At 70.3% G+C, this 24,009-nt stretch carries 20 protein-coding genes; 10 read left to right on the forward strand and 10 right to left on the reverse strand.

Going from position 1 to position 24,009, the window contains the following annotated elements:
• Positions 1-19 precede the first annotated feature (19 nt).
• Complete coding sequence (locus OGL88_RS04860; RefSeq protein ID WP_263090147.1) at positions 20-1,093, forward strand: spore photoproduct lyase family protein; 1,074 nt, start codon at positions 20-22, stop codon at positions 1,091-1,093.
• Here the strand turns inward: OGL88_RS04860 and OGL88_RS04865 are convergent.
• A complete protein-coding gene (locus tag OGL88_RS04865; RefSeq protein WP_263090148.1) occupies positions 1,081-1,737 on the reverse strand; it encodes a TetR/AcrR family transcriptional regulator in 657 nt (218 codons plus the stop codon). The genes OGL88_RS04860 and OGL88_RS04865 overlap by 13 nt on opposite strands.
• Before the next feature lie 92 nt (positions 1,738-1,829).
• Between OGL88_RS04865 and OGL88_RS04870 the strand changes: the two genes are divergently transcribed.
• On the forward strand, positions 1,830-2,177 hold the full coding sequence (locus tag OGL88_RS04870) for a DoxX family protein (protein ID WP_205462937.1): 348 nt from the start codon (positions 1,830-1,832) through the stop codon (positions 2,175-2,177).
• Between the two features lie 22 nt (positions 2,178-2,199).
• Here the strand turns inward: OGL88_RS04870 and OGL88_RS04875 are convergent, their stop codons facing one another.
• Both OGL88_RS04875 and OGL88_RS04880 read right to left on the reverse strand, forming a co-directional pair.
• On the reverse strand, positions 2,200-3,300 hold the full coding sequence (locus tag OGL88_RS04875; RefSeq protein ID WP_263090150.1) for an SDR family oxidoreductase: 1,101 nt from the start codon (positions 3,298-3,300) through the stop codon (positions 2,200-2,202).
• Between the two features lie 37 nt (positions 3,301-3,337).
• Positions 3,338-3,589 (reverse strand): DUF3253 domain-containing protein, encoded by a 252-nt coding sequence (locus OGL88_RS04880; RefSeq protein ID WP_240347394.1) that lies wholly within the window; start codon positions 3,587-3,589, stop codon positions 3,338-3,340.
• A 228-nt stretch (positions 3,590-3,817) separates the two neighbouring features.
• Between OGL88_RS04880 and OGL88_RS04885 the strand changes: the two genes are divergently transcribed.
• Positions 3,818-5,155 (forward strand): alpha-amylase family glycosyl hydrolase, encoded by a 1,338-nt coding sequence (locus OGL88_RS04885; protein ID WP_263090153.1) that lies wholly within the window; start codon positions 3,818-3,820, stop codon positions 5,153-5,155.
• A 90-nt stretch (positions 5,156-5,245) separates the two neighbouring features.
• Here OGL88_RS04885 and mmsB read toward each other — a convergent pair whose 3' ends face one another.
• From mmsB to chvE, 3 genes are all read right to left on the reverse strand, one after another.
• Complete coding sequence (gene mmsB, locus OGL88_RS04890; RefSeq protein ID WP_205462932.1) at positions 5,246-6,427, reverse strand: multiple monosaccharide ABC transporter permease; 1,182 nt, start codon at positions 6,425-6,427, stop codon at positions 5,246-5,248.
• Positions 6,414-7,964 carry a multiple monosaccharide ABC transporter ATP-binding protein gene (gene mmsA / locus OGL88_RS04895; RefSeq protein WP_263090154.1) on the reverse strand — a complete coding sequence of 517 codons (1,551 nt, stop codon included), beginning with the start codon at positions 7,962-7,964 and terminating at the stop codon, positions 6,414-6,416. The genes mmsB and mmsA overlap by 14 nt, the downstream gene beginning before the upstream one ends.
• A 102-nt stretch (positions 7,965-8,066) precedes the next feature.
• The gene (chvE, locus tag OGL88_RS04900; protein WP_123672475.1) at positions 8,067-9,197 is read right to left on the reverse strand and encodes a multiple monosaccharide ABC transporter substrate-binding protein; all 1,131 of its coding nucleotides are present in this window, start codon (positions 9,195-9,197) and stop codon (positions 8,067-8,069) included.
• 181 nt (positions 9,198-9,378) lie between these two features.
• On the opposite strand from chvE, the gene OGL88_RS04905 reads away from it, so the two are divergent.
• Positions 9,379-10,428 carry a LacI family DNA-binding transcriptional regulator gene (locus tag OGL88_RS04905; protein ID WP_263090158.1) on the forward strand — a complete coding sequence of 350 codons (1,050 nt, stop codon included), beginning with the start codon at positions 9,379-9,381 and terminating at the stop codon, positions 10,426-10,428.
• A 124-nt stretch (positions 10,429-10,552) separates the two neighbouring features.
• On the opposite strand, the gene OGL88_RS04910 is transcribed toward OGL88_RS04905, so the two are convergent.
• From OGL88_RS04910 to OGL88_RS04925, 4 genes are all read right to left on the reverse strand, one after another.
• Positions 10,553-11,506, reverse strand: a complete 954-nt coding sequence (locus tag OGL88_RS04910) for a carbohydrate ABC transporter permease (protein WP_263090159.1) — start codon at positions 11,504-11,506, stop codon at positions 10,553-10,555.
• Between the two features lie 3 nt (positions 11,507-11,509).
• A complete protein-coding gene (locus tag OGL88_RS04915) occupies positions 11,510-12,478 on the reverse strand; it encodes a carbohydrate ABC transporter permease (RefSeq protein WP_111086264.1) in 969 nt (322 codons plus the stop codon).
• A 109-nt stretch (positions 12,479-12,587) separates the two neighbouring features.
• Positions 12,588-13,895: an ABC transporter substrate-binding protein gene (locus tag OGL88_RS04920; protein WP_263090160.1), complete on the reverse strand. Its 1,308-nt coding sequence runs from the start codon at positions 13,893-13,895 to the stop codon at positions 12,588-12,590.
• 4 nt (positions 13,896-13,899) lie between these two features.
• Positions 13,900-15,966: a glycoside hydrolase family 127 protein gene (locus OGL88_RS04925; protein WP_263090161.1), complete on the reverse strand. Its 2,067-nt coding sequence runs from the start codon at positions 15,964-15,966 to the stop codon at positions 13,900-13,902.
• A 147-nt stretch (positions 15,967-16,113) separates the two neighbouring features.
• On the opposite strand from OGL88_RS04925, the gene OGL88_RS04930 reads away from it, so the two are divergent.
• The 6 genes from OGL88_RS04930 (at position 16,114) to OGL88_RS04955 (ending at position 23,503) form a co-directional block, all read left to right on the forward strand.
• Positions 16,114-17,127 (forward strand): LacI family DNA-binding transcriptional regulator, encoded by a 1,014-nt coding sequence (locus OGL88_RS04930; protein ID WP_263090163.1) that lies wholly within the window; start codon positions 16,114-16,116, stop codon positions 17,125-17,127.
• Between the two features lie 531 nt (positions 17,128-17,658).
• Positions 17,659-19,395 carry a xylulokinase gene (locus tag OGL88_RS04935; RefSeq protein ID WP_263090164.1) on the forward strand — a complete coding sequence of 579 codons (1,737 nt, stop codon included), beginning with the start codon at positions 17,659-17,661 and terminating at the stop codon, positions 19,393-19,395.
• Positions 19,392-20,135: an L-ribulose-5-phosphate 4-epimerase gene (locus OGL88_RS04940; RefSeq protein ID WP_263090165.1), complete on the forward strand. Its 744-nt coding sequence runs from the start codon at positions 19,392-19,394 to the stop codon at positions 20,133-20,135. Before OGL88_RS04935 ends, OGL88_RS04940 begins: the two co-directional genes overlap by 4 nt.
• Positions 20,132-21,658, forward strand: a complete 1,527-nt coding sequence (gene araA, locus OGL88_RS04945; RefSeq protein ID WP_263090167.1) for an L-arabinose isomerase — start codon at positions 20,132-20,134, stop codon at positions 21,656-21,658. The genes OGL88_RS04940 and araA overlap by 4 nt, the downstream gene beginning before the upstream one ends.
• A gap of 17 nt (positions 21,659-21,675) precedes the next feature.
• Positions 21,676-22,950 carry an FAD-binding protein gene (locus OGL88_RS04950; RefSeq protein ID WP_263090168.1) on the forward strand — a complete coding sequence of 425 codons (1,275 nt, stop codon included), beginning with the start codon at positions 21,676-21,678 and terminating at the stop codon, positions 22,948-22,950.
• Between the two features lie 88 nt (positions 22,951-23,038).
• Positions 23,039-23,503, forward strand: a complete 465-nt coding sequence (locus OGL88_RS04955) for a DUF2510 domain-containing protein (RefSeq protein ID WP_263090169.1) — start codon at positions 23,039-23,041, stop codon at positions 23,501-23,503.
• Positions 23,504-24,009: the final 506 nt, after the last annotated feature.

Here is a 24,009-nt window from a genome sequence, read left to right on the forward strand (position 1 = left end):
CCCCGGTAGACAGGAGTCGATGAGCAACGACCGCGCCCGCCCGATGCTCGACGTCCGCCGGATCTACGCCGAGCCCGCCGCACTCGAACTGCAGCGCGGGCAAGAGGTGATCGGGCGCTGGCCGGACGCCGAGATCGTGCCGGTGGAGTCCCACTGGAACATCCCCGAGGTGCACGGCGATGAGCGCAACGTGCAGCGGTGGGTCCGGATCAAGACCGAGGCGCTGGTGCTCGGCGTGAAGAAGTCGTTGATCACGCGACCGAACGGCCGCTCCGCCGACTTCATCGCGCCGTCCACCGCGAACGGCTGCGCGATGGCGTGCGCCTACTGCTACGTGCCGCGGCGCAAGGGCTACAGCAACCCCGTGACGGTGTTCGCCAACATCGACCAGATCACGAAGCACGTCGCTCGCAACATCGCGAAGCAGGGGCCGAAGACCGAGCCGAACCAGTGCGATCCCGAGTCGTGGGTGTACGACATCGGCGAGAACAGCGACTGCTCGGTCGACGCGATGATCAGCGACAACGTCCGCGACCTGTGCGACCTGTTCCGGATGACCCCGACCGCGAAGGCGTCCTTCGCGACGAAGTACGTCAACCGCGAGTTGCTCGACTGGGACCCGATGGGCCGCACGCGCATCCGGTTCTCGCTCATGCCGCACGACACCGCGAAGGTCACCGACATCCGGACGAGTCCCGTCGCCGAGCGGATCGCTGCGGTGAACGAGTTCGTCGACGCCGGCTACGAGGTCCACCTGAACTTCTCGCCCGTCATCGTCACCCCGACGTGGGAGTCCGACTGGACCGAGCTGCTGCGGCAGGTCGACGACGTACTGTCACCGGCCGCCAAGGCACAGATCGCGGCCGAGGTGATCTTCCTCACGCACAACCAACCCCTGCACGAGGTCAACCTCGGCTGGCACCCGAAGGCCGAGGACCTGCTCTGGCGCCCCGACCTGCAGGAGCAGAAGGTGTCGCAGAACGGCGCGGTGAACGTCCGCTACCGGTCCGGGATGAAGGGGCAGCTCGTCGAGCGCTTCCGCGAGCTCGTCGCCGAGCACCTGCCGTCCTGTCCAATCCGCTACGCCTTCTGACGGCCGGCGGGCTGGTGGCGCTCCGCCAGTGCCCGACGGACCTGGTCGCCGCGCAGGGGGCGTCCGGCCAGCGTGCCGCGCGGGACGTCTGCCGCCCGGAACCCGTCGAGCACCAGGTCCACCCAGCGTCGGTACGCCTCGGGCGCGACCCGGCCGAAGGTGCGGATCGTCTCCGCGATCGACAGCTGCAGGAGTGCGACGTCGGCCAGGGTGGCGTCGGGGCGGATGACCGCGGCCGCCCGTCCGGCTGTGAAGAGGGCGTCGATCCCGTCCTGCACGGCGATGCGGAGCCGGAGCAGTTCCGGAGCGTCGCGGTAGTCGGTGGTCATGAGTTCGCTGAACCCGGTGCGGCGCGCCTCGATCGCCGCCGTCTCGCGGACGAAGGTCGCGAAGCCCTCCCACGGGTCCGAGGCGGACAGCTCGCGGCAGTGCTCGACGAGGTCGAGCACCTCGTGCATCGGCTCGACCAGGACGGCTTCCCACAGCGCCGCGCGGGTCGGGAAGTGCCGGTACAGGGTCGCGTTGCCGAGTCCCGCTGCGACCGCGATCGGTTCCAGTGCAGCCTGGAGGCCGTGGTCGGTGAACGCGGACCGGGCCGCGTCGACGAGCGCCTGACGGTTCCGGGCGACGTCTCGGCGGGTCATGCCCCGAGCCTAGATCGCGTGGCCGGGAATACGGAGAGCAGTCTCCGGTTTGAAACGGGGGCAACCATCCGTTTCACCACCTGGAGTTCCCCGTGCACATCGCTGCCGTCGTCCTGTCCCTTGTCCTCGCCGTGGCCCTGCTCGGCTCGGGCGTCATGAAACTCGTCCGCAACCCGAAGATCGTCGCCTCGATGCAGGCCGTGCACGTCACGCCCGCGCAGATGACCGTGCTCGGGGTGCTCGAGGTCGCCGCTGCCGCCGGGCTCGTCATCGGCATCTGGTGGGTGCCGCTCGCCATCGCTGCAGCCATCGGCGCGGTGGTCTACTTCGTCGGTGCCGTGGTGGCGCACCTCCGAGCGCACGACCGCGACCTGCAGGGCGCCGTCGTCCTGCTGGTGCTGTCGGTCGCGACGCTCGTGGTGCTCCTGCTCGCGCTGTAGCCCGCTGTTCCGGGCCGACGACTCAGGGGATGAGTCGGTCGGCCCGGTAGCGCGCGAACAGGTCGGCGAACGCGCGTTCGGTCCGGCGGAAGGCCGTGAACCCGGCCTCGCGGCTCTTCCCCATGTCGGTGACGACCTCCATCGCGCGACCGAGGTCGGCGTCGGTGTGCCACCACGAGGCGAGCCGTGTGATGTCCGCCTCGGCCAGACCGTGTCGCTCGGCGATGCCGGCCCACTCCGACTCGTACGGCGCCATCTGCTGCTCGAGCGGTCGCGGCTCGTCCTGGTACCCGACCACACGGGCCGGGTCGACGCCGAGGTGTGCAGCCAGGCGCGGCCACATCCAGCGCCACCGGAAGACGTCGCCGTTCACGATGTTGAACGCCTCGTCGGCGCCCTCGGGTGCGGTCGCCGCCCACACCATCTGCTCGGCGAGGATCCCCGCCTCGGTCATGTCGGTCAGGCCGTTCCACTGCGCCTCGCTGCCCGGGAACACGAAGTCCAGGTCGAGCTCCTTCGCGAGGGTCGCCTGCACCGCGATCGTCAGGCCCATGTTCATCGCGTTGCCGACGGCGTGCCCGATCACGGTGTGCGAGCGGTGCACCGACCACGTGAAGCCCTGACGCTCGGCGGCGGCGAAGAGCTCGTCCTCCTGCGCGTAGTAGAAGTTCGGGGTGTCCAGGCGGGGCTCTTCCTCGTGGAAGGGCGTGTCCGGCATCTCACCCGCGGCGTAGGCCTCGAACGGGCCGAGGTAGTGCTTCAGCCCGGTCACGAGCGCGACGTGCGCCAGCGGGGCGTGCGCGAGTGCGGCGAGCAGGTCGCGGACCATGCCCCCGTTCACGCGGATGTTCTCGGCTTCGGTCTCCTGGCGCTGCCACGCGGTGAAGAACACGTGCGTGGGGCGTTCGTCTGCCAGCGCGGCGCCGAGGCTGTCAGGATCGCGGAGGTCCGCGGCGACGGTCCGGACGTCCTGCTGGGGGAGCGGTCGGCGGGACAGCGCGGTCACGTCCCAGCCGAGGTCGAGCAGGTGGCTCACCAGGGCGGACCCGGTGATGCCGCTCGCTCCCACGACGAGGGCTCGGGGCTGGACGGGGGTCGCTTCGGTCGATCCGGTTGCAGTCATCCCCGTCCCCAACCGACGGTGCACGACAGGTGTTCCCTCACCGCGGGCGACGGATACGGATCGGGCCCTTCGCCGTCGACGGGTCCACGACGGACCCGCCCTGGGTGATCTCGACCTCGCCGCGCGCCATCATGCGCTGGGCTGCCCGACGGGCGGGTTCCATGAGCGGGCGCCAGTCGTCCGGTTCGAGCGACCGCGCGACCTCGGACGGGCAGATGCTCGAGGTGCGTGCCCGTGCGGCGAGCAGCTCGTCGATGCGCTGTTCGAGAGCCAGGTCCGTCTGGTCCACTCCGTGGCGACGGCAGGCGCGGGAACACCACTTGGCGTCCGGCGCTGCCGACGACGGCATCCGACGGCCGCACGACGCACAGGTCCGATCAGCCTGTGCCGACTCCGACGCCGCAGCGTCCGCTTCCGTCCTGATCGCACGTCCCATGCCCACATCCTCGTCCTGCTGTCCCTGTCCGTTCCCAGCACGGGAGCGCCCAGCACAGGCGCGGCTGGCAGCATCGGAGCGGTGAGCACCGACACCGCACCGATCCGTCCGCCCAAGCCCGCGTGGGTCCCGCACGTCATGTGGTGGCACGTGTACCCGCTCGGGTTCGTCGGGGCGGACGTCCGCCCGGGGGTGCCGGTCGAGGAGCGCGCCGTCGAGCACCGTCTCGGTCGCATCGAGCCCTGGCTCGACCACGTGGTGGACCTCGGCCTGAACGGCCTGGTACTCGGGCCGGTGTTCGCGAGCTCCACCCATGGCTACGACACGGTGGACCACTTCCGGATCGACCCCCGGCTCGGCGACGACGCCGACTTCGACCGTCTGGTGTCCGCGGCACACGAGCGGGGGATCCGGGTCCTGCTCGACGGTGTCTTCAACCACGTCGGCCGTGAACACCCGGCGTTCCGGGCCCTCGAGGAAGCAGGACCGGACGCGGCGACCGCCGACCTGTTCGCGATCGACTGGTCGGGGTGGACGCCGGGGCGGCCGGTGCCCGTCGGGCTGTTCGAGGGGCACGACATCCTCGTGGCGCTGCACCACGACAGCCGGGCGACCGAGGACCTCGTCGTCCAGGTGATGACGCACTGGCTGGAGCGCGGGATCGACGGCTGGCGCCTCGATGCTGCCTACGCGGTGCCACCGGCGTTCTGGGCCAGGGTGCTGCCGCGGGTGCGCGAGCGGTTCCCGGACGCGTGGTTCAGCGGCGAGGTGATCCACGGCGACGCAGCGGCGATCGCGCGGGCGTCGACCATGGACTCGTTGACGCAGTACGAACTGTGGCAGGGCATCTGGCACGGCATCGCGGACGGCAACGGCCACGAACTGGCGCACGCGATCGAGCGGCACGACGCCCTGCTCGAGACGTTCGCCCCGACGACCTTCATCGGCAACCACGACGTCACCCGCATCGCGAGCGCCGTGGGGGAGCAGTTCGCCGGGCACGCGGCCGCGGTGCTGTTCACCGTCGCCGGCACCCCGATCGTCTACGCGGGCGACGAGTACGGCTGGACCGGGGTGAAGGAGGAACGCGAGGGCGGTGACGACGCGGTCCGACCGGAGTTCCCGGACACGCCACCCGCGGCGGGCGACCTGACGCACGCGTACGAGGCCCTCATCGCCCTGCGCCGCCGCAACCCGTGGCTGCACCGGGCGCACACCGACGTCGTGCACCTGACGAACACGGCGGTCGTCCTGCGGACCGCGACGTCGGACGCGGCCGTGGTGACCGCCCTGAACCTGTCGGCCGATCCCGTCGAGGTGCCCGCGGCGGATGCGACGCAGGTGGAGGCGGGCGGCGCGGACCTGCGTGACGGAACCCTGCGCCTCCCGGCCAGGGGGTGGGCGGTTCTGTCCCGCTGACGCAACGAGACTCGGGCTGGGCGACAGTCCTCGCGCCTGGTGACGCGAGTCGTGTCGCTCAGCCCGAGTCTCGGGGGAGCGGCGGAGGCGCTACTTGCGCGCGGCGGCCGCCCGACGCTTGTTGAACACGTCGAACGCGACGGCGGCGAGCAGGACCAAGCCCTTGATGAGCGACTGGTACTCGGTGCCGACGCCGAGGATCGACATGCCGTTGTTGAGCAGACCGATGATGAGACCACCGACGATTGCGCCGGGGACCGTGCCGATGCCGCCGGTGACCGCTGCGCCACCGATGAACACCGCGGCGATGGCGTCGAGCTCGAAGCCGTTGCCCGCACCGGGTGCCGCCAGGTTGAGCTGGCCGGTGAAGACCACGCCGGCCAGCGCCGAGATGACACCCATGTTGACGAACAGCATGAACGTGACGCGCTTGGTCTTCACGCCGGACAGCTGCGCGGCCAGGGCGTTGCCGCCGATGGCGTAGACGTGGCGGCCGAACACCGCGCTCCGCATGATGACCGAGTAGATCACCACGAGCGCGCCGAGGATGACGAGCACGATCGGGGTGCCGTTGTAGCTCGCGAGCAGCAGGGCCACGTAGACGACCAGCACGACGCCGAAGACGAGCTTCACGATGAACCAGGCGAACGGTTCGCTCTCGAGCTGGTACTTGCGGCGGGTGGCTCGGCCGCGGAACGCCGTGACGGCCATGACGGCCGCGGCGGCGAATCCGAGGACCATCGTGAGCGGCTCGTACCCGGTGGTGCCGAACGACGGCAGGAAGCCGGAGCCGAGGGCACGGAACCCGTCCGGGAACGGTGAGATCTGCTGGTTGTGCAGCACGATCTGCGCCGCACCGCGGAAGGCGAGCATGCCGGCCAAGGTGACGATGAACGCCGGGATCCCGAAGTAGGCGATCCAGAACCCCTGCCAGGCGCCGACGAGCGCACCGACGACCAGGCACAGCACGACGGCGATCGGCCAGGGGACGTGCCACTGCGTGATCATCACACCGGCCATCGCGCCGGTGAAGGCGACGACCGACCCGACGGACAGGTCGATGTGCCCGGCGATGATGACCATCACCATGCCGATGGCGAGGATGAGGATGTAGCTGTTCTGGACGATCAGGTTCGAGACGTTGATCGGGGCCAGGGTGATCCCGTTGGTCGTCACCTGGAAGAAGACGACGATGACGATCAGCGCGATGAACAGGCCGATCTGTCGGAGCTGCCCGGTGAGGTAGCCGGCGGCGGACTTAAGCGCGTTCATTGACAGGGGTCTCCCGTTCCTGGGTCATGTACTGCATGAGGACCTCTGGGGTGGCCTCGGAGCGGGGCACATCGGCGGTGATGGTGCCCTCGGAGAGTGTGTAGATGCGGTCGCAGATGCCGAGGAGCTCCGGGAGCTCCGAGGAGATCACGATGACCCCCTTGCCCTGGTCCGCGAGGCTGTTGATGATCGTGTAGATCTCGTACTTCGCACCGACGTCGATGCCGCGGGTCGGCTCGTCGAGGATGAGCACGTCCGGGTCGGTGTACATCCACTTCGACAGGACGACCTTCTGCTGGTTGCCGCCGGAGAGCTTCCCGGTGACGACGTCCACGTTCGGTGCCTTGATGTTGAGGCTCTTCAGGAACTGCCCGGCGACCGTGGTCTCCTCGGACGCGTTCACGAAGCCCCAGCTGGCGAGCTTGCCGAGCGCCGATCCGGAGATGTTCCGTTTGATGTCGTCGATCAGGTTCAGGCCGTAGCGCTTGCGGTCCTCGGTGACGTACGCGATGCCGTGGTCGATCGCCTGCGACACCGTGTGGGTCTTGATCGGCTCGCCGCGCTTGTAGACCGTGCCGCTGATGCCGGATCCGTAGGACCGGCCGAACACGCTCATCGCGAGTTCGGTCCGCCCGGCGCCCATGAGTCCGGCGATGCCGACGATCTCACCGGCGCGCACGTTCAGGTCGACCTGGTGGATGATCTCGCGCGACCCGTCGAGCGGGTGGTGGACCGTCCAGTCCTCGATCCGCAGGAGCTCCTCGCCGATCTTCGGCTCGTGCTCCGGGTACCGGTTCGACAGGTCGCGGCCGACCATCCCGCGGATGATGCGGTCCTCGGATACGTCGTCGGCGTGCATGTCGAGCGTCTCGATGGTCTTGCCGTCGCGGATGATCGTGACCTTGTCGGCGATCGCCTTGATCTCGTTGAGCTTGTGGCTGATGATGATCGCCGTCATGCCCTCGGCCTGCAGCGAGCGGATCAGCTCGAGCAGGTGCGCGGAGTCGTCGTCGTTCAGGGCGGCGGTGGGTTCGTCGAGGATGAGGAGCTTGACCTGCTTCGACAGCGCCTTCGCGATCTCGACGAGCTGCTGCTTGCCGACACCGATGTCCACGATCTTCGTGACCGGGTTGTCCTTGAGGCCGACGCGCTGCAGGAGCTCGGCGGCTGCCAGGTTCGTCTTGTTCCAGTCGATGAAGCCGCCCTTGGACCGCTCGTTGCCGAGGAAGATGTTCTCGGCGATCGACAGGAACGGGCTCAGGGCGAGCTCCTGGTGGATGATGACGACACCGGCTGCTTCGGAGCCGTTGATGTCGTGGAACTCGACGGGCGATCCGTCGAGCAGGATCTCTCCCTCGAAGGAGCCGTGCGGGTAGACGCCCGACAACACCTTCATGAGGGTCGACTTGCCGGCGCCGTTCTCGCCGCAGATGGCGTGGACCTGTCCACGCTCGACCTCGATCGAGACGCCCTGCAGGGCCTTCACGCCGGGGAACGTCTTGGTGATGTCACGCATCTCGAGGATCGTGTCCGTCACGTCGACCGCCTTCCGTGGTGCGCGCCGTGGCGCGCAGATGGGGCGGACGGGAGGCACGGGGCGGGGTCGACCCGTGCCTCCTGTCCGACAGGTGGGTTGCGACTACTTCAGGTCGGCTTCGGTGTAGTAGCCGGAGTCGACGAGGACTTCCTTGTAGTTGTCCTTCGTGACGACCGTCGGCTGGAACAGGAAGGTCGGGACGACCTTGACCTTGTTGTCGTAGCTCTTCGTGTCGTTGACCTCGGGCTTGTCACCGGTGAGCAGGTCCTCGGCCATGGTGACCGACTGCTTGGCGAGCTTGCGGGTGTCCTTGTAGATGGTCGAGTACTGCTGACCGGCGATGATCGACTTGACCGAGGCCGCCTCGGCGTCCTGGCCCGTCACGATCGGCAGCGGACGGTCGCTGGTGCCGTAGCCGGCACCCTGCAGCGCCGAGATGATGCCGATCGAGATGCCGTCGTACGGCGAGAGCACGCCGTCGAGCGTGGTGCCGCCCGAGTACGACTTCGCGACCAGGTTCTGCATGCGGGCCTTGGCGGTCGCCGGGTCCCACTGCTGCGTGGCGGCCTGCGAGAGCTGGTCCTGACCGGACTGGATCTTCAGCGTGCCGTCCTCGAGGTAGGGCTTGAGGGTCTTCATGGCGCCGTTGAAGAAGAAGCTGGCGTTGTTGTCGTCGAGCGAGCCGGCGAAGACCTCGATGTTGAACGGGCCCTTCTCGCCGGTCTTCTCGCCCTTGTCGTCGAGGACGCCGAGGCCGGTGAGCAGGCTCGTCGCCTGGTCGACGCCGACCTTCTCGTTGTCGAACGACACGTAGTAGTCGACGTTCTTGTTGCCCGTCAGCAGACGGTCGTAAGAGATCACCTTGATGCCGGCCTTCGCGGCGGCGTCGAGCTGGTCGGAGAGGGCTCCGCCGTCGATCGACGCGATGATGAGGACCTTCGCGCCCTTCGTGATCATGTTGCTGACCTGCTGTGCCTGCTGCTGGACCTTGTTGTCGCCGTACTCGAGGTCGACCTTGTAGCCGGCCTTCTCGAGGTCGCTCTTGACGGCGTCGCCGTCCTTGATCCAGCGTTCCGAGACCTTGGTCGGCATGGCGACGCCGACGAGGGCGCCCTTGTTGTCGCTGCTGCTGCCGCCGCCGTCGGTGGACGCGCGGCCACCGGCCGAGCAGCCGGCGAGTGCGATCGCGATGCCGAGGGCTGCAACGCCCGCGATGATCCTGCGCTTCGTCATCGAAGTACCTCTGTTCCTCTCGCGTCGTCCTCGACGCGCTCAGGTGCCGGGGCTGCTGTGCCCCGAGGGATGTGCTCGTGTGAGCGCTCACATACTGGGGCTTTCGTACCGGGGTGTCAACTCGGCGTGACCGTTTCGCGATCTTGCCGCGCGGGCCGGACTGCGCGGTACGGTTGGCCTCGTGACGACCACGACCGCCCCAGGGGGCACGGGCGGCAAACGCCGGAAGGCTCCGACGATCTTCGACGTCGCCGAGCGCGCGGGCGTCTCCCACCAGACCGTCTCGCGCGTGATCAACGGCGACCCGACGGTCCGCGACGCCTTCCGCACGCAGGTCACCGACGCCGTCCACGACCTCGGCTACCGGCCCCGCGCCGCTGCCCGCGCACTCGCCGGGGGGCGGAGCCGCGCGCTCGGCATCATCACCGCCGGTGACGCGCTGTACGGTCCGTCGAGCACCGCGATCGGCTTCGAACGGGCGGCCCGGTCGGCCGGCTACCACGTCCTGCTCTCCACCCTGCCCGAGGACCCGACGCCGACCGACCTGTCCGGTGCACTCACGACGCTGCTCGCGCAGGACGTCGCCGCGATCGTGCTCGTCGCCGCGGACAACCGGGTGCTCGACGCCCTCGGGTCGCTCACCGTGCCGGTCACCGTGCCGGTCGTCGTGTCGAACGCCGTGCAGCGCGACGCCGTCCGGACCCCGGCGGCGTCGACCGTCGCCGCGGTCGCGATCGACCAGGCCGCCGGGACGTCGCTCGTGATGGAGCACCTGTTCGGGCGCGGCCACCGGCGGATCGTGCACATCGCCGGCCCGCCCGTCTCGCAGGAGTCCGAAGTGCGTCGCGAGACCTACATGCGGATCATGCGCGAGGCCGGACTCGACCCCGTCGTCCTCGACGGGGACTGGACGCCCGCGAGCGGCTTCGCGGCCGCACGGCACATCGACGTGACGGCCGTCGACGCGGTGTTCGCCGGCAACGACCAGATGGCGCTCGGGGTGCTCCACGCCTTCGCCGACGAGGGCCTGCGCGTGCCCGACGACATCGCGGTGGTCGGGTTCGACGACGTCCCCGAGGCCGCGCACTTCACGCCGCCGCTGACCACCGTGCGCCAGGACTTCCGGGCGATGGGGGAGCGGGTGCTCGACACCGTGCGGGCCCTGGTCGAGGGCGAGCCGCGCGACGAGACGCTGCTGGCCCCGGAGCTCGTGGTGCGCCGGAGCGCGTAGCGCGGCCGCGCTCGCGCGGATCGCGGCGTCGCTCGCGCGGGTGGTGCGAGGTTGACCACTCGGTGCGAGCAAAGAGCGCCGCACCGAGTGATCAACCTCGCACCGAGCGGGGCTGACCCGACCGTCAGCCCTTCAGCGCACCCGACGACAGGCCCGCGACGTAGAACCGCTGCAGCCCGACGTAGAGCGCGATGCACGGGATCATCGCCACCACCGACCCGGCGACGAGGTTGCCGTACGACACCTGCCCGTACGCTCCGGTCTGCAGGTTGAGCAGCGCCACCGGCAGCGTGTAGAGCGAGTCCTTCGTCAGGAACGTCAGCGCCCCGAGGAACTCGGTCCACGACGCCAGGAACGCGTACAGCGCAGCGGTGGCCGCGCCGGGCAGCAGGAGCGGGCGGAGCACCGACACGACGACCCGGAAGCGGGACGCCCCGTCGACGAACGCCGAGTCCTCGAGCTCGGTCGGGATCGACTCGAACGCGTTCCGCATCACGAACACCCCGAACGGCAGGTTCACCGTCGTGTAGAACAGCACGAGCCCGAGCAGCGAGTTCGTGAGCTTCATGGCGTTCATCTCGAGGTACAGCGGGGTGAGGATCGCCTGGAACGGCACCATCATCGTCAGTAGCACCAGGCCGAACACGATGCCCGACCCGCGGAACCGGAAGCGGGCGAACCCGTACCCGGCCATGGTCGCGATCACGGCGGTCAGCACCGCCGTGGCGATCGACACGATCAACGAGTTGAACACGCCGGTCAGCAGGTGCGACGACGAGCTGAAGACGGCCGCGAAGTTCTGCCAGCCGAGCTGGAAGAAGGTCGCGGGGTCGGCGGCCTGCGTGATGACGGCCTCGGACTGGAACGCCCGCAGGATCGACCACAGCAGCGGGACGCCGAAGACGAGCACCGACCCGACCGCGGCGATCACGTACAGGGTGCGCTTGACGGCGGTGTCGCGGGGGTGCCGGACGCTGCCCTGGTGGTGGCGTCGACGGCGTCCGTCGCCGGTGGTGGTCAGCGTGCGGGTGGACAGGTCCGGCGCCGCGAGGCCGGCACGGGAGGTCGTGGTGCTCATGGCTCAGTCCTTCTCTCGCAGTGCCCAGAACTGGAACACCGTGACGGCGGCGATGACGACGACCAGGGCGATCGACTCGGCGGTTGCTGCGCCGAGCTGCAGGTTGACGAAGCCACGGTTGTAGATCGCGTTGACGATCGTCGTGGTCTCGGTGCCCGGCCCGCCCTGGGTCAGGATGTAGAACTGGTTGAACGCGAGCAGCGAGCCGATCACCGAGATGATGGCGCTGAGGGCGATGGTCGAGCGGATCATCGGCAGGGTGATGAGCCGTTCGGTCTGCCACCAGGACGCGCCCTCGAGCTGGGCCGACTCGTACACCTCGTCGGGGATGCCCTGCATGGCCGACATCAGGAGCACCATCGTCAGGCCGGACACCGCCCAGACCACGAGCACGCAGATGAGCAGCGTGGCGAGTGGGCCGTTGACGAGCCAGGCGGTGCTGCCGTCGGTGATGCCGAGCCAGCGGAGCACCATGTTGACGGCTCCGGAGTTCGGCTGCGCCTCGAGCACGAGCATGAACGACAGCGTGGTCAGGCCGACGACGTACGGCAGGAAGAACACCGTCCGCAGCAGGGTGCTGCCCCGTCGCCGTGCCCGGATGAGCACCGCCAGGAAGTAGCCGAGCACCAGGATCGGCACCGTCACGATCGCGGTGTACAGCAGCGTGTACCCGATGGCGTGCACGAACGTCGGGTCCTGGAACAGCGTCAGGTAGTTCTGCAGCCCGATGAACCGGTACGGGCCGATCAGGGGCCAGTTCGTGAACGAGATGTAGAGCGCGAACACGAGCGGGGCGAGGACGAACACCGCGACGAAGACGATCGCCGGGGTGACGAGCACGGCGCCGGCGCGCGGCGGGTGCGTGAGCGACCCGCGGGACGGACCGGGGCGGCCCGAGCGAACCGGGCGGCCGGCGCCGCGGCCGACGGTGGGGCGGCCGGCGCCGGTCCGTCGGTTGGAGATGGTGGTCATGTCTGCACCTCTCTGTGCAACGAGCGACTGTGCAACGAGCGACTGTGCAACGAGCGACTGTGCAACGAGCGACTGTGCAACGAGCGACTGTGCAACGGACGAACGACGGTCAGGCCTGGACCTGGTCGAGGATGCGGGTGTAGTCCGCCTGCGCCGTCTTCATCGCGGCAGCGGTGCCCGAGCCGAACACGGCCTCGCGGAACATCGCGAAGTACGGGGATGACGGCTGGTTGTTGAGCAGGTTGTACGCCAGGGTCTGCGGCGCGTAGCCCTTGTCGATGGCGTCGAGCGGACCGAACGCCAACGGGAACCGCTTCCGGTACTCGGGCGTCGCGGCGTCGGAGCGGGTGGGGAAGTACCCGCCGTCGGGCAGTGCCTGCTGTTGCTGCAGGCCGTTCGCGTACTGCATGAACGCCCAGCCGCCGGACGGGTTCGCCGCCCCGTTCGGGATGCACATGTTGTCGCCGCCGTCGAAGAAGGACCGCTGGCCGTCCCACGACGGGATGAGCACCGTCTGCATCTTCGCCCGCATGGCCTTGGTGGCCGCGGGCACGGTGGCGCCGTACGAGGTCGGGAAGATCCCCACCTTGCCGGCCCGGAAGTCCGCGCCCCAGGTGGTGCCGGCGTCCGAGTACGTCGCCTTCGACAGCGCGCCGTCCTTCCAGAGCTGCCGGTAGAACTCGAGCATCCGTTCCAGCGCCTCGTTGCCGGTGATGTTCGCCTTCTGGGAGCCGACCTCGCCGGACATCATGTCGACACCGGTCGCCCAGACGTGCGGCTGGGTGACGAAGCCGATGATGCCCGCGGCGTTGCCGGAGATCGACCACCCGTAGACGTCGTCGCCGGTCTTCCGGATGGCCTTCGCCGCCGCCAGCAGGGAGTCGAGGTCCTTCGTGGAGTCCTCGACGTCGAGCCCGGCCCGGTCGAACAGTTCGGTGTTGACGAACAGCTGCGAGTTGTCCGCCAGGTAGGGCAGCCCGTAGTACCGGTCGCGGTACTCGAGCAGCCGCAGGTGCCCCGGCGAGATCGCGTCGAAGTAGTCGAGGCCTTTGACGACGTCGGTCAGGTCGGCGAACGCCTCGCGGAAGATGAACAGCTGCGAGTTGATGTCGTCGATGTCCACGACGTCCGGCGGCTCACCACCGCGGATGGCCGTCGCGAGCTTCGTCACGTACTGCCCGTCCGGCACCGGGGTCAGTTCGACCTGCAGCTTCGGGTTCGCCTTGTTGAACCCGGCCACGGCCGAGGTCAGTCCGGCCTGGGTCGCGGACCGGCACCAGACGTGCACGGTGCCGGTCGCGTCCTTCCCCAAGCTCGCCACCTTCGCGTCGACCTTCGGCAGGGTGCCGGAACACCCCGCCAGGGCGAGTGCTGCGCCGCCGGCGACACCACCGACCAGGAACGCTCTGCGGTCCATCACGTCACCGCGCCAGCGGGAGCCACACGCGCATCGGCGCAGCCCCGCGGTTCGCCCAGGTGTAGTAGGGAACCGCTGTCGCGGTGACGGCCGGGAGGCCCGTGGTGGCGCCCTGCGAGCCGGCCGCGTCGTCGACGCTGGTCGCGTCCACGGCGTGATCCGTCCCTCCCCCCACGTGCTCGGCCGCCACGTCGCTCCGCAGGCTCCGCGACGCGTCGGAACCGGCACGCGTGGGCCCAGACCGGTTTGCGTCCAGCCGCTGGTACGGCCACGCTGCCTGCTCGTGTCCGGCAGGGGCGTGTCCGGGCACGCGCAGCGTGACGATGCCGTCGAGCAGGTCGTCGCGACGTTCCTCGGCGATCGGGGCGACCGCGTCGACCGTCAGGTCGTCGACCGTGAAGCCCTGCTGGTCCGCCTGCTCCACGGCGTACACGAGGGGGCCACGCTCGATGGCGACCTGACCGCGGGCGGCGTCGATGCGGGTGTCGGCCACGTACCGGTGCGGCGTCGTGTCGAAGACGAGCTCCACCGTGTCGCCGACGGTCCAGTGCCGGTCGACGACGTGCAGCGTGCCCGGCTCCGGGTGTGCGGCACCGTCCGGTCCCTGCACCGTCGTCGTGTCCGACCACGCCGGGATCCGCAGGCCGAGGGCGAGCGGGCCGTCCTCGGTCACCGTGACGACCACGCGGCCGTCGTGCGGGTAGCCGGTCTCGACCGACACCGGCCCGAGTTCTGCCGTCGCGTACTGGTGGATCTGCAGGCCGCCGTCGGTCGCGGTCGCCAGGTAGCCGTCCAGGCTCGCGAACGTGCGCATGATGTTCGGCGGGCAGCAGGCGCAGTCGAACCAGCCGCGACGCCCGTGGGCGGGGGAGCGGTTCTCGTCCTGGTGCGCGTGGTCCCGCTGCTGCAGGGGGTTCACGTAGAAGTACTCGGTGCCCGCCAGGCTCACGCCGGCCAGGAACGCGTTGTACAGCAGGCGCTCGATCGCGTCGGCGTAGACCGGCTTGCCGGTGGCGAGCAGCAGGCGCCACGCCCACTGGACACCGCCGATGGCCGCGCAGGTCTCGGCGTAGCCGCGGTCGGTCGGGAGCTCGTACGGGTCGCCGAACGCCTCCCAGTCCCAGCGCGCGCCGAGGCCGCCGGTGATGAACGCCTTCGTCGCCATCATGTCGGCGAACTGCCGCTCGCTCGCGGCCAGCAGCTCGGTGTCGCCGGTCTCGATCGCGACGTCGACGGCGCCGGCTGCCAGGTACACGGCGCGGACCGCGTGGCCCTCGACGGTCGTGGCCTGCCGGCTCGGCACCCGGTCGGAGAAGTACGTCGGCTCGCCGCCGGCGCGCTCGATGATGCCCGTGCCGCGGGCGTCGACGAACCAGTGCGCCAGGTCGAGGTAGTCGCGGTTGCCGGTCTCGCGGTACAGCTCGACGAGGCCCATCTCGACGACGGGGTGGCCGTCGACGTCACGGGTCTTCGGCGTGCCGTCCGGTGCGGTGCCGTCGCCGAACGTGCGGACGAGGTGGTCGGCGTTCTTGACCGCGACCTCGAGCAGGCCGGTGTCGCCCGTCGCGCGGTGCTGCGCCACGGCCGCCTGGTACAGGTGCCCGGCGCAGTACATCTCGTGGCTCCACTTGAGGTCCGTGTACCGCTCGCCCTTCCCACGGATCTGCTGCACGGAGTCGAGGTAGCCGTCGTCGGCCTGCGCCTGGGCGTACAGGGCGGTGACCTCGCGCTGCAGTTCGAGCAGGTCCTCGGACGGGGCGCGGCCGTACTCCCACGCCACCGCCTCGAGCCACTTCGTCACGTCGGAGTCCATGAAGATCGGGCCGGTGGCCTCGCCCTCCTCGAGCCCGGCGGCGATCCGCAGGTTCCGGAAGTTGCCGGCGGTCTCGAGCAGGGCGTACCCGCCGCGGACCGCGTCACGGCCGTTGCGCTCCTGCCGGAGTGCCCAGAAGCCGCCGGTGATCCGGGCATCGCCCGTCGGCAGGGGCCGGAGCGTGAGGTGCGCGTCGGCGGTCGGGAGGACCGGGGTCGCGGTGTGCGCACGGCTGTCGGTCGCGAGTGTGGTGGTCATGTCGCCTCCTTGCGATGTGACGTGATCCGTTTCGGAAAACGGTTTCTGGCGGGGACGCTACGACATCGATCCGGCGTGCGCAAGTGTTGGGATCGCTTTTCTGCGTATGCTCATCGTCACGTCCCGCGATCCGGAAAGGAACTTGCCGTGACCCTCGAGCGCACCGGTGTCGACCGCGGCACGCAGCCCGTCCGGATCACCGACGTCGCCGCGCTCGCCGGGGTGTCGATCGGGACGGCGTCGAAGGCGCTCAACGGCACCGGACAGCTCCGCGACTCCACGCGGGCACGGGTCAAGGACGCCGCCGAGAAGCTGGGGTTCGTCGGTGACGCCCGGGCCCGCGCGCTGTCCTCCGGCCGGACCTACACGGTCGGCATGATCACCACCGACTCCTTCGGTCGGTTCTCGATCCCGGTGCTCCTCGGCGCCGAGGACGCCCTGTCCGCCGGGCAGATGGCGGTGCTGCTCTGCGACACCCGCGACGACCACGTCCGCGAGGCCCACTACCTCCGCTCCCTCGCGGCCCGCGGGGTCGACGGCATCATCGTGACCGGGCGGTCCGCCGACGCACGACCCCCGATCGACGTGGCGATCCCGGTCGTGTACGCGTTCACGCCGTCGACCTCGGCCGACGACGTGTCGATCACCCTCGACGACTCCGCCGGGTCCGCACTCGTCGCCTCGCACGTGTTGGCGCTCGGGCGGCAGCGGGTCGCCGTCGTCACCGGGCCCGCGCGGCACCGTTCCGCCGAACGTCGGGTGGTGGGGGCGGCATCCGTGCTCGGGCCACGACTGGTCACGCCGCCGCTGTTCGGCGAGTGGTCGGAGCGGTGGGGGCGCCAGGCCGTCGACGTGCTCGCGCGGCAGTCACCCGACGTCGACGCGATCGTGTGCGGCAGTGACCAGATCGCCCGCGGCGTGTGCGATCGGCTGCGGGAGCTCGGACGATCGGTCCCCGAGGACGTCGCCGTCACCGGGTACGACGACTGGGACGTGATGGCGCTCGCCTCGAGGCCGCCGCTGACGACGGTGGACCTGCGGCTCGAGGAGCTCGGGCGCGTTGCCGGGCAGGCGTTGCTCGGTCTGATCGACGGCGGCGCGGCGGCCTCGGCGACGGTCACCCCGGCCCTCGTCGTCCGCGAGAGCACCGCCGGCGCGTAGCCCGCGGGCCCCGTGCCCCGTGCCCCGTGCCCGGTGCCGGTATCTGGTTCGCGTCGCGGTCGGCCCTGGGTGGTCACGACACCCCGCCGCCCGTCGCCGAGTGGTCACGACTCGTCGCTCGGCGTGCCTCCAGCTGACAGTTCGTGACCGCGCGGTGGAAGGCAACGAGATGTCGTGACCGTACCCGGTGCCGTCGTTCGGAGTGGCACGATTCGGCGAGCCCCGCATGCGCGGGCGCGGGGCGGCGGGTGGTCGAGACGTGCGCGAGTGTGGGCGCCAGTGCGTCGCACGTCGTCGTCGGCCTCGTCCGTCGCGCGGTCACGACCTGCCGTGCGTCGGACGCCGACCGGTCAGGAACGGTCGACTGCAGTTGCTCCGGACGACGGTTCGTGACCGGCCGGGGGAACTGAGCGGGGTGTCTCGACCGGTGGGGCAGCCGAGACCAGCGGCGCGCCCGGACGTTGCGAGAGTGAGCGCTCACGTGCCAGGATGTGAGCGCTCACGGAGGACGACGGAGTTCTGGAGGAACGCATGGGCGACGACCCCACCCAGCAGGTCGCGAACGGCCGCACGACACTCGGGATCGAGCTCGGCTCCACCCGCATCAAGGCATGCCTGGTGGACGAGGACCTCGTCCCCATCGCCGCCGGCTCCCACGAATGGGAGAACGAGTTCGTCGACGGCCGCTGGACCTACTCGCTCGACGCCGTCGAGACCGGCCTCCGAGCCGCGTACGCCGCGCTCGTCGCCGACGTCGAAGCGCAGTTCGGCGTGCGTCCGACCACCTTCCGCGCGGTCGGCGTGAGCGCGATGATGCACGGCTACCTGGCGTTCGACGCAGCGGGCGACCTGCTCGTGCCGTTCCGGACCTGGCGGAACACCTCGACCGGGCCCGCGGCCGAACAGCTCAGCGAGGCACTCTCGTTCAACATCCCGCTCCGCTGGTCGATCGCACACCTGTACCAGGCGGTCCTCGACGAGGAGCCGCACGTGGCCGAGGTCGCGGGCATCACGACGCTCGCGGGCTACGTGCACCGACGACTCACCGGACGGAACGTGCTCGGTGTCGGGGATGCCTCCGGCGTGTTCCCGATCGAGGGCGGACCCGTCGACAGCGGTCCCGGCGAACCCGGCTCCCGCGACTGGGACGGGCACATGCTCGCCACGACGCAGGGCCTGCTCGGCGAGCACGTCCCCGACCTCCGCGCGGTCCTGCCCGAGGTGCTCGTCGCGGGCGAGGAAGCCGGATCGCTCACCCCCGACGGCGCCGCGTGGCTCGACCCCACCGGCACGCTCGAACCCGGCGCGCCCCTCTGCCCGCCCGAGGGTGACGCCGGCACCGGCATGGTCGCGACGAACGCCGTCGCACCCCGCACCGGCAACGTCAGCGTCGGCACGAGCATCTTCGCGATGGTGGTCCTCGAACACCCGCTCAGCACCCCGCACGAGGAACTCGACGTCGTCACCACCCCGGCGGGCGACGCCGTCGCGATGGTGCACTGCAACAACGGCGCGAGCGAGATCGCGAGTTGGGCGAAGGTCTTCGGACGGTTCGCCGAAGCGGCCGGGCAGCCCCTCGACGTCGACACCGTCTACGCGACACTGCTCACCGAATCGATCGCGGACAGCACCGACCCCGACGCCGGCGGCCTGCTCTCGTTCAACTACCTGGCCGGTGAACCCGTCACCCACGTCGAGGACGGCCGGCCCCTGCTGCTCCGCACCCCCGAAGCCCGCTTCACCCTGGGCAACCTGGTCCGCTCCGAGGTGCACGGCGCGTTCGCCACCCTGGCGATCGGCATGGACGTGCTGCACGGCGAGCAGGTGCAGGTCGACCGGATGACCGCGCACGGGGGGCTCTTCCGCACGCCCGGTGCTCCGCAGCGACTGCTCGCCGCGGCACTGCGGGTGCCGATCGCCCTCGAGGAGACAGCGGGCGAGGGCGGGGCCTGGGGCATCGCCGTCCTGGCCGCGTACCTCGAGCACACCGACCAGCAGCTCGCCGACTTCCTGTCGGAGACCGTGTTCGGCGGGGACGCCGTGCACGTGGCCGAGCCCGAGCCGCGCGACGTCGCGGGCTTCCAGACGTACCTCGGCCGGTACCGCGCTGCCCTGCCCGTCCAGGCCGTGGCGGCAGCGGCGACCCGACCAGACGCGACCGGAACCGGTGCGGCAGCCGCCCCCGGCGCCGACGCGACCACCGACCGAGGCGAGGGGACGGCGGGAGCCGAGCCGCGCCTCCCGGCAGAGCAGGAAGTGACCCGATGACCGACGCGACCCAGCAGGACGCGGCCGAGACCGACGCGACCCGGACCGACGCGACCGCGGCCGCCGTCGCGGCCACCCGTGAACGCGTCGCCCGACTGCACGGCGAACTCGTCCGCTACGGCCTGGTCATCTGGACCGGCGGCAACGTCTCCGAGCGCGTGCCCGGCACCGACCTGTTCGTCATCAAGCCGAGCGGCGTGTCGAGCGACGACCTGACCCCCGAGAACCAGGTCGTCTGCACCCTCGACGGCGAGCCGGCCGACGGTTGGGAGAACAGCCACGGGCCGAGCTCCGACACCGCCGCGCACGCCCACGTGTACCGGAACATGCCCGAGGTCGGCGGTGTCGTGCACACCCACTCGACGTACGCGACGGCGTGGGCCGCACGAGCGGAGCCCATCCCGTGCGTGATCACCGCGATGGCGGACGAGTTCGGCGGGCCGATCCCGGTCGGGCCGTTCGCGATCATCGGCGACGACTCCATCGGCCACGGCATCGTCGAGACGCTGACCGGCCACCGATCCCGCGCGGTCCTCATGCAGAACCACGGCGTCTTCACCATCGGCCGCGACGCGAAGGACGCCGTCAAGGCCGCCGTGATGTGCGAGGACGTCGCCCGGACGGTGCACATCGCGAAGCAGGGCGGGGACGTGGTCCCGATCGCACAACCAGACATCGATCGACTCTTCGATCGCTACCAGAACGTCTACGGACAGAACCCCGAAGGAGCGCTCTCATGACGCACGTCGTCGACCCCGCCGAAACGCTGGCGGGCTACGAGGTCTGGTTCCTCACCGGCTCCCAGGGGCTGTACGGCGAGGAGACGCTCCGCCAGGTCGAGGAGCAGAGCAAGGCCGTGCACGCCGAGCTGGCCGCCGCCCTGCCGGTGAAGCTCGTCTGGAAGCCGGTCCTGAAGGACGCCGACGGCATCCGCCGCGCCCTGATCGAGGCCAGCGCCGACGATCGGGTCATCGGCGTCACCACGTGGATGCACACCTTCAGCCCCGCGAAGATGTGGATCGGTGGTCTGCAGGCGCTGACGAAGCCGCTGCTGCACCTCCACACGCAGGCGAACGTCACCCTGCCGTGGGCGGACATCGACTTCGACTTCATGAACCTCAACCAGGCCGCGCACGGCGACCGCGAGTTCGGTTACGCCCTCGCGCGCCTCGGCGTCCGGCACGCCACCGCGGTCGGGCACGTCTCGGACCCCCGCGTGCAGCAGCGAGTGTCGAACTGGACCCGTGCCGCGGCCGGTGCCGCCGCCGTCCGCGAGCTGAAGCTCACCCGCTTCGGCGACAACATGCGCTACGTCGCCGTCACCGAGGGCGACAAGACCGAGGCCGAGATCGAGCTCGGCGTGCAGGTCAACACCTGGGCGGTGAACGAGCTCGCGGCGGCGGTGGACGCCGCCGCGGCGGACACGGCCGCGGTGGACGCGCTCGTGGCGCAGTACGACGCGCAGTACGACGTCGTCGACGACCTGCGTGACGGCGGACCACGCCGTGCCGCGCTCCGCGACGGCGCCGCCATCGAGATCGGCCTCCGCACCCTGCTCGCGCAGAACGGGTCCGCCGCCTTCACCACCAACTTCGAGGACCTCGGCACCCTCAAGCAGCTGCCCGGCCTCGCCGTCCAGCGCCTGATGGCCGACGGTTACGGCTTCGGCGCCGAGGGCGACTGGAAGACGGCCGTCCTGGTCCGTGCGATGAACGTCGCCGGCGCCGGACTGCCCGGTGGTGCGAGCCTGATGGAGGACTACACCTACGACCTCACGCCCGGTGCCGAGAAGATCCTCGGTGCCCACATGCTCGAGGTCTCGCCCACGCTCACCACCACGAAGCCGACGCTGGAGATCCACCCGCTCGGCATCGGCGGCAAGGACGACCCGGTCCGCCTGGTCTTCACCGCCGACTCCGGTGAGGCCGTGGTGGTCGCGCTCTCCGACACCCGCGACGGCTTCCGCCTGACCGCGAACGTCGTCGACGTCGTGCCGCCGACCGAAGCCCTGCCGAAGCTCCCCGTCGGCCGTGCCGTCTGGGAGCCGCGCCCGTCGTTCCCCGTCGCCGCCGAGGCCTGGCTCACCGCCGGCGCCGCCCACCACACCGTCATGACGACGGCCGTCGGTCTGCAGGTCGTCGAGGACCTCGCGACCATGGTCGGCACCGAGTTCCTGGTCATCGACGAGCACACCACCGCCCGCGGTTTCCGTGACGAGCTGCGTCTCCAGCAGACGTGGCACCGTCTCGACCGCGGCTTCTGAGGAGTCAGGACCCCACGATGAGCGACGTGATCGCGACCGAGCGCACCCGGACGAACTGGGCGGGCAACGTCACCTACCGCGCCTCGGCGCTGGCGCACCCGACGTCGACGGACGAGCTCCAGCGGCTCGTCGCGTCGACGCCGCGCCTGACGGCGCTCGGCTCGCGACACTCGTTCAACACCATCGCCGACACCGACGCCGTGCAGGTGTCGCTGCAGGACCTGCCGCCGGTGCTCGACATCGACACGTCGCGTCGTGTGGTCCGTGTGGCCGCCGGCATGACGCACAGTCAGGTCGCGGCCGGTCTGGAGGCCCGTGGCTGGGCACTCGCGAACCTCGCGTCCCTGCCGCACATCTCCACGGCCGGGGCCGTCGCCACAGGAACGCACGGCTCCGGCGTCCGCAACCCGTCGCTCGCGCAGGCGGTGGTCGGGCTCGACGTCGTCCGCGCCTCCGGCGCGATCGAGCACGTCGATGCGTCCTCGCCGGACGGGGCCCTCGACGCCCACCGCGTGGCCATCGGCGCGCTCGGCGTCGTCACCGCGGTGGAGCTCGCGATCGAGCCGACGTTCCAGGTCGCCACGACGGTGCACCTCGACCTGCCGTGGGACGCGGTGTCCGCCCACTTCGACGAGGTCATGTCCGACGCGTACTCGGTGTCGATGTTCACCTCGTTCGACCACCGCGGCGCCCGGCAGGTCTGGGTGAAGCACCGCGTGGACGAGGCTGCGCCGGCCGTCAACCTCGTCGCCCTCGGAGCGCGGCCCGCCACCGGCCCCGTGCACCCGGGGGAGAACGACCCCGCCGGCGTCACCGAGCAGGGCGGCGTCCCCGGGCCGTGGGCCGAGCGGCTGCCGCACTTCCGGTCCTCGTTCACGCCGTCGACCGGTGCCGAGATCCAGGCCGAGTACCTGATCCCCGCGGCCTCGGCCGTGACGGCGCTCGAGGCCCTCCGTCCACTCGCGTCGGTGTTCGCGCCGATCCTCATCGCCGCCGAGATCCGCACGATCGCGCCCGACACCGCATGGCTCGCACCGTCGTCCGGTCGGCAGTCGGTCGGCATCCACTTCACGTTCCGCCGGGACGCTGCCGCCGTGGCGGCCGCGGTGTCGCGGATCGAGGAGGCGCTCGCACCCTTCGACCCGCGGCCGCACTGGGGCAAGGTCTCCGGCATGAGCGTCGAGGGTCTGCACGACGCGTACCCGAGGCTGACGGACTTCGCCGCGATCGCGCGCGACGTCGACCCCACGGGCCGGTTCCGCAACGCGTACCTGGCGCGCGTCCTGTCCTGACGGGGCGTGCCGCGTGGCACCACGACTGGGGCGTGCGCGTGACGACACCGGTTCCGTAGCCTCCTCGGAGGCAACGGAGGGGAGCACAGTGACGCTGCCGATCGCCGGGTGGTACCCGGACCCGCAAGACTCGAACCGCACACGGTGGTGGGACGGAGCACGTTGGGGAGCACTCGCACCCCAACCTGCTGCAGCTGTCCCCACACCACAGTGGGAGCCGGCACCGCGTCCGCCCGCGCCGTCGGAGTACCGCGCGGCCGTCACCGAGCAACCGCTCCGAGGGCGGAAGGCACGGATCGCCAAGGACCGGGCGACCCGTGCAGCGAATCCGTTCGGATACGCCGGGCTGGTCCTCGCGCTGCTCGGGTTCATCGTCAACGTGTTCGCGATCCCCGGCGTCCTGGGGATCGTCTTCGGCGCGATCGGCCTGGCACGCGCCGGGCAGCTCACCGGGCAACGGATCACCGGATTCGGAGTCTCACTCGCAGCGGTCATCCTCGGGCTGGCGGCATCGGCTGCCTTCGTCGTCCGAGCGGCACAGCTACTCGCGTGACGACAGGTGTCCCGCACCGTCGAGCGCGATGCGGGACACCCGGGTCCTCAGTCCCTGCGGGACAGGTCGATCAGGAGCCTGACCACGGTCACGAGCAAGCTCGCGATCCCCAGCCAGGGCACCCGACGCCTGGACCGATCATCGGTGTCGTTCGACATCGGTGACCTCCTGGTGTCGTCGCCGGCTGACACGAGGAGCTTCGACCGAGGGATGCGTCGCCGAGCGTGCTCGGCTACCATCGGTTCCGAGCGTTGGACTCGGGATGGTTGGTGCATCCCTTGGCTTTCCACTCGGAAGGCGAATCGAAGCCCGGAACTGTTGTCGCAGTCCCGGGCTTCGTACTTTCGCCCGGATCGCGCTCCGGCTGTGGCGCGACCGGGGTCAAGCCTACGACGAACTGTCCGGTGACATTCCGGTCGTCGCTCACAGCGGTTTCCCGTCGGATGTGGGGGCGACCCGCCGGTTCGTCGCTGGGAGCGCACATGTGCATCCACAAAGGTCGGGGG

The organism is Curtobacterium sp. RIT-PI-V (assembly GCF_025642935.1).
Taxonomy (GTDB): Bacteria; Actinomycetota; Actinomycetes; order Actinomycetales; family Microbacteriaceae; genus Curtobacterium.

Excerpts from the sequence above, each read along its gene's own strand:
- OGL88_RS04915 (WP_111086264.1), bottom strand. The coding sequence starts at position 12,478 with ATGACCACCATCTCCAACCGACGGACCGGCGCCGGCCGCCCCACCGTC.
- araA (WP_263090167.1), top strand. The coding sequence starts at position 20,132 with ATGACGCACGTCGTCGACCCCGCCGAAACGCTGGCGGGCTACGAGGTC.
- chvE (WP_123672475.1), bottom strand. The coding sequence starts at position 9,197 with ATGACGAAGCGCAGGATCATCGCGGGCGTTGCAGCCCTCGGCATCGCG.
- OGL88_RS04940 (WP_263090165.1), top strand. The coding sequence starts at position 19,392 with ATGACCGACGCGACCCAGCAGGACGCGGCCGAGACCGACGCGACCCGG.
- OGL88_RS04860 (WP_263090147.1), top strand. The coding sequence starts at position 20 with ATGAGCAACGACCGCGCCCGCCCGATGCTCGACGTCCGCCGGATCTAC.
- OGL88_RS04935 (WP_263090164.1), top strand. The coding sequence starts at position 17,659 with ATGGGCGACGACCCCACCCAGCAGGTCGCGAACGGCCGCACGACACTC.
- OGL88_RS04920 (WP_263090160.1), bottom strand. The coding sequence starts at position 13,895 with ATGGACCGCAGAGCGTTCCTGGTCGGTGGTGTCGCCGGCGGCGCAGCA.
- OGL88_RS04925 (WP_263090161.1), bottom strand. The coding sequence starts at position 15,966 with ATGACCACCACACTCGCGACCGACAGCCGTGCGCACACCGCGACCCCG.
- OGL88_RS04950 (WP_263090168.1), top strand. The coding sequence starts at position 21,676 with ATGAGCGACGTGATCGCGACCGAGCGCACCCGGACGAACTGGGCGGGC.
- OGL88_RS04910 (WP_263090159.1), bottom strand. The coding sequence starts at position 11,506 with ATGAGCACCACGACCTCCCGTGCCGGCCTCGCGGCGCCGGACCTGTCC.
- OGL88_RS04875 (WP_263090150.1), bottom strand. The coding sequence starts at position 3,300 with ATGACTGCAACCGGATCGACCGAAGCGACCCCCGTCCAGCCCCGAGCC.
- OGL88_RS04865 (WP_263090148.1), bottom strand. The coding sequence starts at position 1,737 with ATGACCCGCCGAGACGTCGCCCGGAACCGTCAGGCGCTCGTCGACGCG.
- mmsB (WP_205462932.1), bottom strand. The coding sequence starts at position 6,427 with ATGAACGCGCTTAAGTCCGCCGCCGGCTACCTCACCGGGCAGCTCCGA.